The following is a 14,823-nucleotide window of genomic DNA, read 5'->3' as shown; positions in this document are numbered from 1 at the left end:
AATTCGGGGCTGAAACTTCTTTTCATCATGTCACCTGTTGAATTGTCGAAGTGAGAATATCACCTCTATAACGGTGACCAAAATCATTGGACCACATCAAGATAAACTTTATGCGGATACCGTAAGTTTTGAATTTAATGCATCACTCGCATATATAAGTTTATTGTTCTTTGATTCAAGTAGTAATCTTCTTGGGCATTTTCAAAGTGTAGGTCTTTCTTTTTTACTAGGTGTCGGTGGCGGGGCTGGTTCATGGAGGTGATTTTTAAATTAATATAAGATGTACTGTATTATACCAGTACATCTTATATTTTTAATTTGTAAAAGCTAGCATCCGACACAAAACGAGAATGGTTAATATGAGCAGTGAGTATTTGGACAAGGTATTAATTGCCGGCTATTCCGGAATAGGGCAAGAAATGAATATTCATGCTCTTGCCTTGCTATTGCACTGTGTGTTGTGTTTTGAAAATTAAAAAACATAAGAGATAGACCTGTTATAGGTCTAATAATTAGCTAAGAGTTACTTTCAATATTCATTCCGGCATCTTTCCAGCCGGAAAAGCCCTTTTTAAAATGGCGGGCATGAATGCCTTTGGCACGCAGTAATTCAAGCGCATTGGCAGAAAGAACACAATAGGGGCCTCGGCAGTAAGCGATAAGATTGGAGCTGGAAGTCAGTTCATCTAATCTGTTCTCCAGTTCATCAATAGGAATATTGATAGCATTCGGTAAATGCCCCTGCTCGAACTCTGCTTTTGGCCGGACATCCAATAATATCGTGCTCTTTTCCTTGATTCTGTCTAACAATTCATCCCATGAAATAGCTTCCTGATTATTCATATCATCAATCAACCTACGCAGTTCTGCCCGATTAAATTCAGCGTATTTCTGGATAGCGGTAATGATATTCATAACAGGGCCATCTCCCAGACGATAAAGAACATGTTTACCGACTTTACGGGATTGAAGGACCCCTGAACGCTTTAAATGTTGCAGATGTTGGGATGTATTGGCAATAGACAAGCCGGAAAGCTCTGACAGGCATTCGACGGATTGTTCAGAACCCATCAGGCACTCAAGCAATGTCAGGCGATGGACATTTCCCAATACTTTGGCTATTTCTGCGATCTCAACAAGAATCTGTTTATCAAACATTGACATCTGGTTCCCAATATCATGATATTCAATGAGTCTATTGAATGTCATGATATCAAAGTTTCTCCGGCGGTTCGAGTGTTAGCCAAGTAATAGCAAATACGCTTTGTAACAGAGAGGGCGATACCTCATCTCAGGATATTTAGTATAGTTTGAATGGCATATGTAATTTTGAGGAACATAGCGATCACAGTCACATTTCAATGATGAAAAGTTTGAGTGATTACCAAAAGAAACTAGGCTCAAAAAGTGAACTAATACTACTTTTAATAATAACTCAGATACATTTGTTGCTCTTCAGGTTGAAGTTTTTGTCAGTTGAATCGCCTGAAGATCTTTTGGGTATAATACCTGACAATGATTTTCTGTTCTGATATGCCGGAATATTGTCAGGTTTTTTTTTCGCCTGAATAAAGCACGCTGTTTTGTATTTCTATTCAATATACCCATCGCTTTTCAAGCCGTCTCTTTAGTTGACTGTATTTATTCACCCCGATCATTCCCTTGCCGTTGTGGTGCATCTTGAAATCCATTGGGATATAGAAAATGGCACTCTATGGAAGAATGGGGAGAATAGTATGAAGTACCAGCTATTGGCTCAGGAAATCATTGCAGATGTTGGTGGTCAGGGGAATATCATCAGTCTTGTCCATTGTGCAACCCGGCTACGATTTAAATTACGGGATAGTGCTCTGGCTGATATCAGTAAGTTAAAAGCGCAATCAGACATAATAACGGTTGTCGAAAGCGGAGGGCAATTTCAGGTAGTCATCGGGAATCAGGTCAGTGATGTTTATCAGGCGGTTAAGCAAGAACTGAATTCTATTGAGCAGACGACAACGACAACCGGGCTTTCGAATTTCGTTGATAAGGGTTCTGCTGATAATGCTGACAATAATAAAGATAGCTTGTTTAACCGCTTTATTGATGTTGTTTCCGGTATTTTTACGCCATTTTTAGGTGTCATGGCTGCGGCGGGTATTTTAAAGGGGCTGCTTGCAGTTGCGGTTACCCTGAAATGGATGTCTCTTGATAGCGGAACTTATCACGTTTGGTATGCCGCCAGCGATTCTCTATTCTACTTTTTTCCGTTATTGCTCGGCTATACAGCCGGTAAGAAATTCGGCGGGAATCCTTTTATTACGATGGCAATCGGGGGAGCACTGGTGCATCCCATGATCATCTCCGCCTTTCATGCATCAGCAGCTTTATCAACAGCGGCAGGCAGTACACCAACGAGTAGCCCAACAGAGTATTTTATGGGGCTCCCGCTCTCCTTTTTGAACTACAGCTCATCGGTCATCCCTATTATTTTTGCTTCCTGGGTTAGTTGTAAACTGGAAAGAAAGCTGAATGAGCATATTTCTGCCACTGTCAAAGGATTTGTCACTCCTCTTGTTTGTCTGATACTGATTGTTCCGCTTGTATTCCTTGTTATCGGGCCAATGGCGACATGGCTGAGTCATTTACTGGCTAATGGCTATCAGGCGGTTTATGGGTTTGCTCCCGCACTGGCCGGGGCGATTATGGGCGGTGTCTGGCAAGTTTTTGTCATTTTTGGACTCCATTGGGGATTTGTTCCTGTGGCTATCAATAACTTGACTGTCATCGGACACGATACATTAACACCTCTGTTACTTCCCGCAGTGATAGGTCAAACAGGAGCAGCCTTTGGTGTGTTCCTGCGTACCCGGGATACGAAATTAAAAATGTTGGCGGGGTCTGCGGCGACTTCCGGTATGTTCGGTATTACTGAGCCTGCGGTTTATGGTGTAACGCTGCCTTACCGTCGTCCGTTTATTTTTGGCTGCATTGCGGGGGCTATTGGTGGTTCGGTGGTGGGTTATTATCACAGTGCAATCTATTCAGCGGGGCTGATGAATATTTTTAGCTTTACTCAGATGATCCCGCCAACAGGCATCAATGACACAGTGTGGGGTGCGATGATTGGTACTGCGCTGGCTTTTATCATTTCTACTGTACTGACGTGGCTGTTCGGGCTTCCGGCTTCTTCCCATCCTTCGCATAGGCTTTCCACAAAAGTAAATGAACAGTGAAAAATATCATTAAATTCTGTTGATCAACGAATGAGTAACTCAAGAGGATATTTGTATGAAACAGTTTCCGAAACATTTTCTATGGGGAGGAGCAGTTGCTGCCAATCAGGTCGAAGGGGCTTATTTAGCCGATGGAAAAGGGCTTTCTACTTCGGATGTCCAGCCACAGGGAATTATGGGCCCAGTCGTTGAGCGAAAGTCTGACAATACACACTATCTTAAAGATATCGCTATCGATTTTTATCATCGTTATCCCGAAGATATCGCCCTGTTTGCGGAAATGGGATTTACCTGTCTACGTACTTCTATCGCATGGAGCCGGATCTTTCCGCAGGGCGACGAAACGCAGGCTAATGAAGCGGGTCTGGCATTTTATGACAGGTTATTCGATGAAATGGCGAAATACGGAATTCAGCCGTTAATTACATTATCCCACTATGAGATGCCGTGGACATTGGTTAAAAAGTACGGTGGATGGGGAAATCGTAAATTAATCGATCTATTTGAGCGCTATGCCCGCACGGTTTTTACCCGTTATCAGAAAAAAGTAAAACTGTGGCTGACATTTAATGAAATTAACATGTCACTTCATGAGCCACTAACCGGAGTCGGGTTGCCGAAAAACAGTACACAGTCAGAAGTCTATCAGGCCATTCATCATCAATTGGTTGCCAGTGCCCGTGCGGTGAAACTTTGCCATGAAATTATCCCTGATGCCCGGATCGGTAATATGTTACTGGGAGGGTTGAGGTATCCACTGACCTGTAAACCGGATGATGTGCTGGCAACGCTTCAGCAAAATCAAAGGTGGTTGTTTTTTGGTGATGTGCAGGCTCGCGGGGCATATCCGGGCTATATACTGCGTTATTTCCGGGAGAATGGAATCAAGGTCACGATCACAGAGCAGGATAAGCAGGATATGCAGAATACGGTTGATTTTATCTCATTCAGTTATTACATGAGTGGCTGTACTTCCGGCAATGAATCTGACTATCAGAAAAAGCAGGGCAATATTCTGAATATGATCCCGAATCCACATCTGGCCAGTTCAGAATGGGGGTGGCAGATAGATCCGGTGGGTTTGCGCACGTTACTCAATTTATTATGGGATCGTTATCAAAAGCCGCTGTTTATTGTTGAGAATGGTCTGGGAGCTAAAGATACAGTGGAAGCCGATGGATCTATTCAGGATGATTATCGCATCGATTATCTTAATGACCATCTTGTTCAGGTCAGGGAGGCCATTGAAGATGGTGTGGAGATCATGGGATATACCAGTTGGGGACCGATTGATCTGGTCAGCGCCTCAAAAGGTGAGATAGCCAAGCGTTACGGCTATATCTATGTTGATCAGAATGAGCAGGGAACAGGGACACTGGAACGCCGTCGCAAGAAAAGTTTCTACTGGTATAAACAGGTTATTGAAACGCATGGTGGCAGTCTGAGCTGATTGAGTGACTTCTCAAAGGTTCTGACCTACGCAGAACCTTTTTAACACCATTATTTCTGATGGTTAAACAGAGCTGGCTGTCCTTCGCTGCAAAATTCTAACGGCGGGCACTTTTAGGTCTGAATGCTGCAACAATACTTTCATCCGTTTCGATATAAGGCCCGTCTAACAACTGGATGCAATAAGGCACGCTGGCAAAAATCCCCGCTACTAAGACCTTACCGCTATCACTTTTCAGCCCTTCCAGTGTTTCCGCAATGGCTTTGGGTTGCCCAGGTAAATTAAGGATAAGTGCCTGATTGCGGATCACGCCGACCTGACGGGATAAAATTGCAGTTGGCACAAATTGGAGGCTGATCTGGCGCATCTGTTCGCCAAAACCGGGCATTTCACGATCAGCCACTGCCAGTGTTGCATCTGGAGTGACATCGCGACGAGCAGGGCCTGTTCCTCCAGTGGTTAGTACCAGATGGCAGCCCAATTCATCAACTAATTCGCACAGGGTTTGCTCAATCAGAATTTGCTCATCAGGGATCAGGCGGGCTTCTATACTGAAAGGCGTCGTTAGTGCTTTTCCCAACCATTCTTCCAATGCGGGCAGACCTTTGTCCTGATAGATGCCATTAGAAGCACGATCAGAAACAGACACGAGGCCAATGCGTAATACATTCATGCGAACCTCAATTAACAGCAAAAGATAAAAATAGTGAAAGTGAAAAAGGCGACACGGTTATTATGTCGCCTTTAAAGAAGAAAAAATAGTCTGTTGCTCAGGACTATAGCAGGTCAGCGATCATGCTCTCAAGTTTACCCTGATCGATAGCAAACTTACGGATACCTTCCGCCAGTTTTTCGGTTGCCATTGCATCCTGATGGTGTTCCCAATAGAACTCGGCTTCAGTCATTGCCGTAGGACGTGGCTTGATTTCACCTTCGTAGCTTAGCTTATGCTCAACTTCGCCTGCTGTTTCAGACAGCTCTTTTAACAATGCAGGAGAAATTGTCAGACGGTCACAGCCAGCCAGTTCCAGAATTTCACCGGAGTTACGGAAACTTGCACCCATAACAACAGTGTTGTAGCCATGTTCTTTGTAGTACTGGTAAATTTCAGAAACTGAAACCACACCCGGATCTTCGTTTGGTGCGAACTCTTTCTTATCGCTGTTCGCTTTGTACCAGTCAAGAATACGGCCAACGAATGGGGAAATCAGGAAAACACCCGCTTCCGCGCAAGCGCGCGCCTGAGCAAAGGAGAACAGCAGAGTCAGGTTACAGTTGATGCCTTCTTTTTCCAGTTGTTCCGCAGCACGGATACCCTGCCATGTAGAAGCCAGCTTGATCAGAATACGGTCATTGCTGATACCCGCTTCGTTGTACAGTTTGATCAGACGTTTTGCTTTTGCAACACTGGCTTCAGTGTCATAAGAGAGGCGAGCATCAACTTCAGTAGAAATACGGCCGGGGATCAATTTCAGAATTTCCAGACCGATGTTAACCGCCAATTTATCGCTGGCATCGGTGATCTGTTGTTCACGGGAATCGCTTTGTGCACGAGCCCATTCAATGGCTTCATCGATCAGTTGGCGATATTCCGGGATCTGAGCAGCATTTAAAATCAGGGAAGGGTTGGTTGTTGCATCTTGCGGCTGATACAGTTTCATTGCCGCGATATCCCCGGTATCTGCCACAACTGTTGTCAGTTTACGCAGGGAGGTCAGTTTATCGGTCATGTTTAATATCTCATCGTTATACGTAAAATCTTTGGCATGGTTGCCTCGCCATCCGGTGATAATAACATGGTCAGGCTCGGCTCGTAAGGTATACACTTCGTCTTTCAAGCTGCCTCTTTGTTGGCTGCGCTCGTTCACCCCGGTCACATAGTTATCTATGCTCCCGGGAATTGACTCCCTTGTCGCTGCGATACAACTCGGTATCCATCGGGTAGAGGGGAATCCATTCCCCTTTTTCTGGTTATTTTTGCTAAATTGGAGAGGAAAAGCCTCGATTATCGAGAGACGTCATTTAAAAACACGCATTCAGAAATTCGGAATAAAATCATGCTTATTACTATTTCACCGGCCAAAACACTCGATTATGAAAGCCCGCTTGCAACAAAAAAGTATAGTCAACCTGTGTTGCTGGAGGAGTCAAAACAGTTAATTGATATCTGCCGCACGTTAACACCGGCACAAATCAGCAGCCTGATGGGGATCAGTGACAAACTGGCAGGACTGAATGCTGCACGTTTTGGTGAATGGCAGCCGAATTTTACACCGGAAAATGCCCGTCAGGCGCTCCTTGCTTTTAAAGGTGATGTTTATACCGGCATGCAGGCAGAAACGTTCTCAGAGGCTGATTTTGATTTTGCCCAGACGCACTTGAGAATGTTATCCGGCTTGTATGGGGTATTACGCCCTTTGGATCTGGTGCAGCCTTACCGTCTGGAAATGGGAATTAAGCTGGAAAATCCTCGTGGCAAGGATTTATATAAATTCTGGGGGGATCGTATTACGGAGAACCTGAATGCGGCACTGGAACAGCAGGGTGATGATGTTCTGGTAAATCTGGCATCCGATGAGTATTTCAAATCCGTAAATACAAAAAAGCTGGCAGCGCAGATTATTAAACCGGTCTTTCTGGATGAAAAAAAGGGCAAATACAAAGTTATCAGCTTCTATGCTAAAAAAGCCCGTGGTCTGATGAGTCGGTTTATTATTCAGAATCAATTAACTGATCCTGCCCGGCTGGTGGAATTCAGTCTGGAAGGATACGCGTTTGATGAATCCCTATCTAAAGGAAATGAGCTGGTATTTAAACGCCCGGAACAGCATTAATACCACTCGTAAAAACCAGTAAATGTCACTCCACAAATAAATGTGGAGTGACAAATATCAGATTATTTCGATGCTTTTGCCATCAGGAATTCGCGTAATGTTGCGAAATCAGCAGGCAGGAGATGGGATAACAGTTCCATATCTGCCCGCTCTGCTAATTCTTGTGGTAATGGCAATGTCTGATCGAGCGTCTCTTCGACGCTTTCCTTGAATTTTGCTGGATGTGCGGTTCCCAAAAATAATCCATATTCTCCTTCCTGCAACTGATCACGAAGGACACGGTAAGCGACCGCAGCATGTGGCTCAGAAATATAGCCTTTTGCTGCCAGTTCTCGCATGGTGTTTTGAGTGGTTTTATCATCGACAACGCCGTTCCCCAGTTCACTGAGTGCCCAGCCTTTACGACGGAATAGCTCTTCAATGCGAGGCCAGTTATTAGGCTGACTGACATCCATTGCGTTGGAAAGGGTAGAAATGGTCTGATTAGGCTGCCATTTTCCTTCTGCCAGATAACGGGGAACGGTGTCGTTAACGTTAGTTGCCGCGATAAAACGTTTTACCGGTAATCCAAGTGATTTTGCCAGCAGGCCTGCGGTCAGATTACCGAAATTGCCGCTCGGCACTGAAATGACTAATTGATCGCGTTTTTCTGCGGGAATTTGGGCAACGGCTTCAAAGTAATAGCAAATCTGCGCCAGAAGACGACTGATATTAATCGAGTTGGCAGAGTTGAGATGCAGTGCCTGTTTCAGTTCTTCATCATCAAATGACTGTTTAACCAACGCCTGACAGGCGTCAAAGTCACTTTGAATAGCAACGGTATGGATATTGCCACCCAATGTACAGAACAGTTTTTCCTGTAGCGGACTGATTTTTCCTTCTGGATAGAGGATCACAACCTGTACGTTATTCAGACCATAAAAGGCGTGAGCAACCGCTGCACCGGTATCACCGGAAGTGGCAGTCAGAATAGTGACTGGTTGCTCTCCTGCGATCTGGGTAAGGATCTGGGCCATAAAACGACCGCCAAAATCTTTAAAAGCCAGTGTCGGGCCGTGATAAAGCTCAAGTGAAGCGATATCATCTTCGACTGTCGATACGGGAGCCGGGAAAGCAAATGCATTTTTAACACGTTCAGCCAGTTGGTCAGCCGGGATTTCATCACCAATAAAAGCAGAAAGTATACGCTGGCTGCGGCTGACGAAATCCAGTTTTAATAATTCATCAATTTCGGCACGGCTGAATTCAGGTAGATCCTGCGGGAAAAACAACCCCTGCTGTTTTCCTAACCCCTGCTTAACGGCCTGTGAAAAGCTGACCTGCTCGTGACTGTCTTTTAAATTATATAATTTCATTATTATTCTACCTTTAACCCTATCTGTCGTGCGCCTGCGAGATCCAGACGACAAATGTGAACAAAACCTTCATCATTTTGTACGTAATGTTGTTGCAGCCATTGAGCGACTTCTTCAGCTATTGCTATTTCATTGCAAATTGCAAACAGTGTCGGGCCAGAGCCTGAAATACTGCATGTCAGCGCACCCAGTTTTTTTACGCCTTCACGAGCGTTGGCAAAACCCGGTAAAAGCTGCGTGCGATAAGGTTCGCCAACGATATCTTTCATTAATTTGGCGGCTAAATCGGATTGTCGGGAGTGGCAGGCGTGAATAAATCCGGCAAAATAACGACCATGATTAATGATATCACTGCGTGAATAGTGATCTGGCAAAATTGCGCGGGCTTCTGATGTGGAAACTTTGATACCGGGGTAGGCCATCACCCACAACCAATCATCAAAAGCAGGAATGGACTGGCAAACGGCATTTTCCTGCGCCGTGATGAGTTGCAGACCACCAAAGTAACAGGGAGCGACATTGTCATAGTGTACGCCCCCGGAAATCCGGCCTTCGAGTTCTGCCATCATTTCCAGTAACTGATTGCGCTCAAAAGGATGACCGGCATACTCATTTAAGGCAACCAGCGCAGCAACGACCGAACAGGCACTGGAACCCAGCCCGGAGCCTATCGGCATATTCTTTTCCAGCGTCATAGCTACGGGCAGCTCTTTCCCCAAATGCTGGCAAAAGAGTTGCCAGCATTGGTAAACAATATTATGTCTGGGATTGACGGGCAGTTTGCTGACAAATTTCCCTTCATTACTTAATGTAAACTTTTCGGCTGCCTTAACTGAAACACAATCGCCAAGCAGTGAGCCATCAACCGGAGAAACCGCTGCACCGAGCACATCAAACCCAACGCCAACGTTTCCGATAGAGGCAGGTGCATAAACCCTGACCATCATTAAACTCCCAATTTCCATGACAAAGTGCGTAATATATCAGCAAAAACACCCGCTGCCGTTACATCATTTCCTGCCCCGTAGCCGCGCAGTACCAGCGGGATTGGTTGATAATAACGGGTATAGAAAGCCAGTGCGTTTTCACCATTTTTAACTTTATACAGTGGGTCATTACCATCAACAGCAGCAATTTTCACCATACAGCGGCCTTGCTCAATGATACCGACATAGCGCAGTACTTTTCCCTGCTCTGCGGCATCTGCAACCCGACGATTAAATTCCTGATCCAATTGTGGCAGGCGTTGCAGAAAGTCAGTGACATCGCCATTGGAATCAAATGAAGCAGGCAATACAGGTTCGACGTGAATATCTTCCAGTTCCAGTTCATAACCGGATTCACGCGCCAGAATTAACAGCTTACGCGCAACATCCATACCGGAGAGATCATCACGCGGATCGGGTTCGGTGAAGCCTTTTTCTTTTGCCAGCAAGGTGGCTTGTGAAAGTGTCATACCTTCATCCAGCATACCGAAGATATAAGACAGTGAGCCTGACAGTATCCCGTTAAACTGAACCAGCTCATCCCCGGCGTTCAGCAAATTCTGTAGATTTTCGATAACAGGTAATCCTGCGCCTACGTTAGTGTCATACAGGAATTTACGTTTTGATTTTTCGGCGGCGCGGCGGATCTCACGATAGTAGGCCATGGAAAGGGTATTGGCCTTTTTATTCGGTGTGACAATGTTGAAGCCATCGCTCAGGAAGCTGGCATACTGTTCGGCAATAGATTGATTAGATGTACAATCGACGATAACCGGATTCAGCAGATGGTACTCTTTTTCGAGGCGGATCAAACGGCTCAGGCTGAACGGTTCACTGGCTTCTGATAAAGCCTGTTGCCAGTTATCCAGACTGATGCCCTGCATATCGGTTAACATTGCCCGCGAGTTGGCAATTCCGCATACACGCAGGTCAATATGTTTTTGTTTCAGCCATGATTGCTGGCGGCGGATTTGTTCGATTAATGCACTTCCGACACCACCAACACCGACAACAAAGACTTCAACCACCTGAGCGGTATTGAACAGCATTTGGTGACAGAGACGTACGGCGGTTGTGGCATTGTCATTGTCAATCACGGCGGAGATAGAGCGTTCCGATGAGCCTTGTGCAAGGGCGATAATATTGATATTGGCGCGGGTCAGTGCTGAGAAGAACCGTGCAGAGATGCCACGCTGTGTACGCATTCCGTCACCCACCACAGAAATGATGGCGAGATTATCGATAACATCAATAGGATCAAGCGCCCCCTCTTTTAACTCCAGATAGAACTCTTCGGTCAGCGCTCGTTGCGCTCTGTTCAGCTCTTTTTGCGGGACACAAAAACTGATGCTGTATTCTGATGAAGACTGAGTGATCAGTACAACGGAAATACCTGAACGGGACATAACGGCAAATACTCTGGCAGCCATACCAACCATGCCTTTCATTCCGGGGCCTGAAACGTTGATCATCGCCATATGATTCAGGTTGGTGATCCCTTTGATCATCATGCTTTCGTCTTTTTGCCCGTTACCGATAAAAGTACCGGGAGCATCAGGATTAGCTGTGTTTTTAATCAGGCAGGGGATCTGGAACTGAGCGATAGGAGCAATAGTACGGGGATGAAGAACTTTTGCACCAAAATAGGAAAGTTCCATGGCCTCCTGATATGACAGGCTTTTCAGCAGGCGGGCATCGGAAACTGAGCGTGGATCACAGGTATAAACGCCATCAACATCAGTCCAGATTTCGCAGCAATCGGCACGTAAACAGGTCGCCAGTACTGCGGCTGAATAATCAGAACCATTACGGCCGAGAACGACCAGCTCACCACTATCGTTACCAGCGGTAAAACCAGCCATCAGAATAATATGGTCAGAAGGAATATTCAGCGCGGCAATACGTTTGGAGGATTCATGGATATCAACAGTAGATTCGAGATAATGCCCATGAGCAAGCAGGTTTTTAATCGGGTCGATTACAGAAACTTTATGACCCCGAGCCTGTAGCACGGCGGCCATAATAGCAATGGATAACTTTTCGCCACAGCAAATCAGGGAGGCATTAATGCTGTCCGGGCACTGTTTCAGCAGAGAGATACCATGCAGTGTTTGTTTCAGGTGAGCAAACTCGTGCTCCATGAGCGTTTTCAGATTTTCATAATCGAAATTCGGCTGATGCTCTTTTAACCCTGACAGCAAATCAGTAAATATTTGGATGGTATCGCTGATGTTGGAAACAATATCCTGCCCTGCAACCGTCTTGGCTACCATTGCCACCAAATGGTTTGTGATTTTTGCCGGGGCTGAAAGAACTAAAGCAACCTGCCCAAGGGGGAGCTCGCTTTCAGCGATATCTGCCACACTCAGTACGCGTTGATAGTTTGCGACTGAAGTGCCTCCAAATTTAAGTACACGCATTGGTATATCTCTCCTGACTTTTGTTAAAAAAGCGTCAAAAAAAAAGCCCGTATCTTGTTGGATACGGGCTTTTTACTATTTTGTTTTACGCGTCAGCCCGCACCGTAACCTGTAGTTTCGGTGGTAATCGTGGTGATTGTGTTTGCAGTGATTACTTTAGGGATAATTGTATTTTCCGGGCTGAGATATCGCATAATTTCCTGTCTGTCTTTTTATTCTGTCCGACCCCCTATTGGTTAAAGGAAACTGTGGTCGAAGTCAAATAATTTTTAAAATGACAGAGAAAAAAAACACCATTTTCTGTGTTGTAATCGTTCAACGTATGTTTGAATGATTTGGTCATTATCCGGCTTCAAATATTTTTACTAGCATTTAATTTTATAAAAAACATATTTTGTAATTATTTCGTCTTTATGATAAAACACGCTGATTTTAACATTTGAGCGTTGTATTGATCGCTTTAGTGATTGGAGACAATACCGCTTTTCGTTAACATAAAATCACCATAATCATAACAAAATTGTTAATATAAAATTAACAATTACAAATAATGTTAACGTGCTACAATTGATTTTGATATGTATCAACAAAAGTTGGTTTTTTTAGAGGGCAAATGCATTACTAGCTGTTATATTGCTGTTAATAGACTAATATAACTTCTGTTCTGATTGGGTTTTTTGAGTATGTACCCTCAGAGAAAAGTAACAGATGCTTTTAGCGTAAAACATATCAACAACATTTATTTTTTAGACATGAACCGCGCTTTCTGTGATTCAGAACGAGAACAGAATATTTTCTATTAATAATAACGGTTTATGTCATACAGGTTCTATTTTTTAGCGATTTTAGGTAGCAACTATGCAAACCCCGCACATTTTGATTGTTGAAGACGAAATTGTCACACGCAATACCCTGAAAAGTATTTTTGAAGCTGAAGGGTATGTTGTTTATGAAGCCACTGATGGCTCAGAAATGCACAATATTTTGTCAGATAACGATATCAACTTAGTGATTATGGATATCAATCTGCCAGGCAAAAACGGGCTGCTTCTTGCCCGTGAATTACGTGAACAGGCGAATGTTGCCCTGATGTTTTTAACCGGGCGTGATAATGAGGTGGATAAGATACTTGGGCTTGAAATTGGTGCAGATGATTATATCACTAAGCCTTTCAACCCACGGGAGTTGACTATTCGGGCGCGCAACCTGCTTTCCCGTACGATGAATCTGAGCCATGTAGGTGAAGAGCGTCGTCAGGTTGAAAGTTACAGGTTTAATGGCTGGGAGCTGGATATTAACAGTCGCTCGCTGGTCAGCCCGATGGGAGATCAATATAAACTGCCACGCAGTGAATTTCGTGCGATGCTCCATTTCTGTGAGAATCCGGGAAAAATTCAGACCCGTGCAGAGTTATTGAAAAAAATGACCGGGCGTGAACTGAAGCCACATGATCGTACTGTCGATGTGACTATCCGCCGGATTCGTAAGCACTTTGAATCTACACCGGATACGCCAGAAATCATTGCTACCATTCATGGTGAAGGTTACCGTTTTTGTGGCGATTTAGAAGACTAATCGATACCACACCTACCACTGGTTTATTAGAAAAAATAGCGTATTTGTAAAAATACATTGCTTTTAAAAAGCCCTGAATGCCTAATGGCATCAGGGCTTTTCATCATGCAGACAGTCATGTTATTGGCTGTATCACCTTACTCTTTCCAAGGCATAATCGGGACGGCACTGATGGCATTTTTGGGTGAGCCATCAATGACTTTATCGGAGTAAGTCAGGTAGATCAGCGAATTACGTTTGGGATCGAAAAAACGAACAACCTGTAGCTTTTTAAATACCAGCGATGTTCTTTTCTGGAAAACGACCTGCCCTTTTTTCGGTGAGTTGAGGATCTTTTCTGCCACTTCGATTGGCCCGACCTGTTGACAAGAGATCGCCGCATCAGAAGTGTCTTCCGCCAGCCCAAGACCTCCTTTGATACCCCCAGTTTTTGCTCTGCTTAAATAGCAGGTCACATTTTTAACATCAGGATCATCAAAGGCTTCGATCACTATTTTGTTATCCGGGCCAAAAAATTTGAACACAGTATCAACAGAGCCTATCTCTTCAGCGTGCAGGATCGTTGGGGAACATAACAGGACAACAGCAATCACTATTTTCTTAATTGTTACCATATTTAGCCCACTTTAATTAAATAAATGCAGTGAAAATATCCAGTATTAGCATATAATGCGAATGAATGATTTTGGTAAAGTCATTTGATTACTTAATGTTTATATAAAGAAAAACATGACATTATAGCTGAATATACATGCGAAACGAGTAAACAGAGGGATTTAAACCAACCGCCAAAATTCCCATAGATTTCTTAATAATGCATGAAAATTTTTCTTTATTGAAAACCGCCAGAATCGAACATCAGTGGTTTTCATCTACTAATATAAACAGATGAAAGGCAATTATCTAACTATTGCTTTTTTATAATTGTAAAGAGCTCTAAAGCCAAGCTTGCAAATGATCAGATTTATCATTAAGTTATTCCAAGATT

11 protein-coding genes, 1 pseudogene and 1 other annotated feature are annotated in these 14,823 nt (G+C 44.1%); of the genes and pseudogenes, 5 read left to right on the top strand and 7 right to left on the bottom strand.

The genetic code is table 11. The features are described from left to right. Nucleotides 1-73: 73 nt before the first annotated feature. A complete protein-coding gene (locus Xinn_RS23400) occupies nt 74-262 on the top strand; it encodes a VapA/VapB family virulence-associated protein (protein WP_211286004.1) in 189 nt (62 codons plus the stop codon). Between the two features lie 254 nt (nt 263-516). Here Xinn_RS23400 and Xinn_RS06440 read toward each other — a convergent pair whose 3' ends face one another. Next, the gene (locus tag Xinn_RS06440) at nt 517-1,164 is read right to left on the bottom strand and encodes an ArsR/SmtB family transcription factor (RefSeq protein ID WP_244590149.1); all 648 of its coding nucleotides are present in this window, start codon (nt 1,162-1,164) and stop codon (nt 517-519) included. Nucleotides 1,165-1,736: 572 nt separating this feature from the next. Between Xinn_RS06440 and Xinn_RS06435 the strand changes: the two are divergent. Beyond that, a pseudogene (locus tag Xinn_RS06435) lies at nt 1,737-3,161 on the top strand (PTS transporter subunit EIIC); the annotation flags it as partial. 109 nt (nt 3,162-3,270) lie between these two features. Continuing rightward, nucleotides 3,271-4,665, top strand: a complete 1,395-nt coding sequence (locus tag Xinn_RS06430) for a glycoside hydrolase family 1 protein (RefSeq protein ID WP_086954256.1) — start codon at nt 3,271-3,273, stop codon at nt 4,663-4,665. A 97-nt stretch (nt 4,666-4,762) separates the two neighbouring features. Here Xinn_RS06430 and mog read toward each other — a convergent pair whose 3' ends face one another. Then, complete coding sequence (mog, locus tag Xinn_RS06425; RefSeq protein ID WP_086954255.1) at nt 4,763-5,338, bottom strand: molybdopterin adenylyltransferase; 576 nt, start codon at nt 5,336-5,338, stop codon at nt 4,763-4,765. A gap of 103 nt (nt 5,339-5,441) precedes the next feature. Further along, nucleotides 5,442-6,395 carry a transaldolase gene (gene tal / locus Xinn_RS06420; protein WP_086956501.1) on the bottom strand — a complete coding sequence of 318 codons (954 nt, stop codon included), beginning with the start codon at nt 6,393-6,395 and terminating at the stop codon, nt 5,442-5,444. Nucleotides 6,396-6,722: 327 nt separating this feature from the next. On the opposite strand from tal, the gene yaaA reads away from it, so the two are divergent. Next, nucleotides 6,723-7,499, top strand: coding sequence for a peroxide stress protein YaaA (gene yaaA, locus Xinn_RS06415; protein ID WP_086954254.1), 777 nt, complete (start codon nt 6,723-6,725; stop codon nt 7,497-7,499). A 62-nt stretch (nt 7,500-7,561) separates the two neighbouring features. Here the strand turns inward: yaaA and thrC are convergent, their stop codons facing one another. Genes thrC through thrA form a run of 3 tightly spaced genes read right to left on the bottom strand, consistent with a single transcriptional unit; the run spans nt 7,562 to nt 12,260 of the window. After that, a complete protein-coding gene (thrC, locus tag Xinn_RS06410) occupies nt 7,562-8,854 on the bottom strand; it encodes a threonine synthase (protein ID WP_086954253.1) in 1,293 nt (430 codons plus the stop codon). 2 nt (nt 8,855-8,856) lie between these two features. After that, nucleotides 8,857-9,819 (bottom strand): homoserine kinase, encoded by a 963-nt coding sequence (gene thrB / locus Xinn_RS06405; RefSeq protein WP_086954252.1) that lies wholly within the window; start codon nt 9,817-9,819, stop codon nt 8,857-8,859. Next, nucleotides 9,801-12,260, bottom strand: a complete 2,460-nt coding sequence (gene thrA / locus Xinn_RS06400; RefSeq protein WP_086954251.1) for a bifunctional aspartate kinase/homoserine dehydrogenase I — start codon at nt 12,258-12,260, stop codon at nt 9,801-9,803. Before thrA ends, thrB begins: the two co-directional genes overlap by 19 nt. 36 nt (nt 12,261-12,296) lie before the next feature. Next, nucleotides 12,297-12,412: a sequence feature (Thr leader region), on the bottom strand. A gap of 706 nt (nt 12,413-13,118) precedes the next feature. Between thrA and arcA the strand changes: the two genes are divergently transcribed. Continuing rightward, on the top strand, nt 13,119-13,835 hold the full coding sequence (gene arcA, locus Xinn_RS06395) for a two-component system response regulator ArcA (RefSeq protein ID WP_086954250.1): 717 nt from the start codon (nt 13,119-13,121) through the stop codon (nt 13,833-13,835). A 137-nt stretch (nt 13,836-13,972) separates the two neighbouring features. Here arcA and creA read toward each other — a convergent pair whose 3' ends face one another. Further along, on the bottom strand, nt 13,973-14,449 hold the full coding sequence (creA, locus tag Xinn_RS06390; protein WP_086954249.1) for a protein CreA: 477 nt from the start codon (nt 14,447-14,449) through the stop codon (nt 13,973-13,975). Nucleotides 14,450-14,823: the final 374 nt, after the last annotated feature.

Source organism: Xenorhabdus innexi, assembly GCF_002632485.1.
Lineage (GTDB): Bacteria > Pseudomonadota > Gammaproteobacteria > Enterobacterales > Enterobacteriaceae > Xenorhabdus > Xenorhabdus innexi.
Note: the sequence above shows the minus strand (reverse complement) of the source record. Positions and strands in the feature narration are given on the sequence as shown.

What these genes read in the sequence shown, in the direction of transcription:
- Xinn_RS06440 (WP_244590149.1), bottom strand. Translation starts at nt 1,164, where the DNA reads ATGTCAATGTTTGATAAACAGATTCTTGTTGAGATCGCAGAAATAGCC.
- Xinn_RS06430 (WP_086954256.1), top strand. Translation starts at nt 3,271, where the DNA reads ATGAAACAGTTTCCGAAACATTTTCTATGGGGAGGAGCAGTTGCTGCC.
- mog (WP_086954255.1), bottom strand. Translation starts at nt 5,338, where the DNA reads ATGAATGTATTACGCATTGGCCTCGTGTCTGTTTCTGATCGTGCTTCT.
- tal (WP_086956501.1), bottom strand. Translation starts at nt 6,395, where the DNA reads ATGACCGATAAACTGACCTCCCTGCGTAAACTGACAACAGTTGTGGCA.
- yaaA (WP_086954254.1), top strand. Translation starts at nt 6,723, where the DNA reads ATGCTTATTACTATTTCACCGGCCAAAACACTCGATTATGAAAGCCCG.
- thrC (WP_086954253.1), bottom strand. Translation starts at nt 8,854, where the DNA reads ATGAAATTATATAATTTAAAAGACAGTCACGAGCAGGTCAGCTTTTCA.
- thrB (WP_086954252.1), bottom strand. Translation starts at nt 9,819, where the DNA reads ATGGAAATTGGGAGTTTAATGATGGTCAGGGTTTATGCACCTGCCTCT.
- thrA (WP_086954251.1), bottom strand. Translation starts at nt 12,260, where the DNA reads ATGCGTGTACTTAAATTTGGAGGCACTTCAGTCGCAAACTATCAACGC.
- arcA (WP_086954250.1), top strand. Translation starts at nt 13,119, where the DNA reads ATGCAAACCCCGCACATTTTGATTGTTGAAGACGAAATTGTCACACGC.
- creA (WP_086954249.1), bottom strand. Translation starts at nt 14,449, where the DNA reads ATGGTAACAATTAAGAAAATAGTGATTGCTGTTGTCCTGTTATGTTCC.